Annotated in this window: 1 protein-coding gene; it reads left to right on the top strand. The window is 56.9% G+C overall.

The window, feature by feature from the left end:
- Window positions 1–176 precede the first annotated feature (176 nt).
- Window positions 177–1,133, top strand: a complete 957-nt coding sequence (locus HYH08_RS37270) for a hypothetical protein (protein ID WP_220014802.1) — start codon at window positions 177–179, stop codon at window positions 1,131–1,133.
- The last annotated feature ends 13 nt before the right edge of the window (window positions 1,134–1,146 follow it).

The raw sequence follows: 1,146 nt of genomic DNA on the forward strand, positions 1-1,146 counted from the left end.
GATGGGCCAGAAGCAGACTCCGGCCGCGTCCCGAAGCGGACAAACAAGTAAATTTCCGCACGCTGCATCACCGACGATTTGCCGAACTTTCCGAGAAACGGCGCTTGCAGTAACCCCGCACGTGAAATGTGATGTAGACCTTCGAGATTGAACGTGCGGGTACGGCGAGGGAAGAGTTGTTCGGGCTGGGAAAGCTTATCGGTTTTTTTCTGGTTGTGACCTCGCTGGCCGCTGCAGGGGCCGCAACATCACTCCTTGTAGCTCATGGCGCCGAAGAGGTCGCCGGGGTCCAGCCGTATTGTATACAGGTCGCTGACGGGACTTCTGACTACCGGCCTGCCCGCTCCTGGCTCGCTCTGTCTATGTTGACAATGTGGGCCAAGCGCGAGGGTCCGCTTTACATGCAACACCACGCCATTCTCGTCGTAGGCGAGCCGGTCAATTCGCGCCTGTATCATTGGTCTTATCGCCACCTCGGCTTTGAACCGGGGGTGCTCAACGGGAAAATTGAGGGTCGGGGTCCGGCGATCTCGTGCGTGGCGGCGCGTGACTTCGTGGGTAAGCGGTTGGCGCTCTTCCCGGAGTCGTTCGACAGCGACTACATCAGCTATTCTGGAGGTGAGACATACCTCATACCAAAGGTTTGGCAGGCAAAGTGGGACGGTGGGACGCTGCGAACCTTGAGGCTTGCGACCACCGCTCCGGATTTCCAACCGCTCAATCGGCGCTGGAGCGATCTCACACTTGGGGAACTTGATAGCAACTGGGTCTTCATCGAATGGAACCCGGAATGGGTTCTGAACCTAATGAAGACAGCTCCCGGCGGCGATGTTGTCGAGCAAAGCACAGAATTTGGCCTCGCGAAAACCAAGACCATTACGCACGGCAAAGATGGCAAGGAATATGTCGGATATCGCTATCTTGCTTATGATGATGGTCACGACATCAACACCACGGTGATCGGTTGCGGCGTGCCATCCGACGCAGTGCCAAAATCCTGTCAGCATCGCTTTACCAACAAGGGGCGGCATTTTTACTTCCGCCATCGACCGGAAGACACAGGCGATTGGAGGGGCATGCAGAGGCGGATCATCGCGCTTATGGACGCGTTCGAGATGCATGACACCAAGTGATGCCGTGTCTGCT

Origin of the sequence: Bradyrhizobium sp. BR 10289, from assembly GCF_019455385.1 — a bacterium.
Classification (GTDB): domain Bacteria; phylum Pseudomonadota; class Alphaproteobacteria; order Rhizobiales; family Xanthobacteraceae; genus Bradyrhizobium.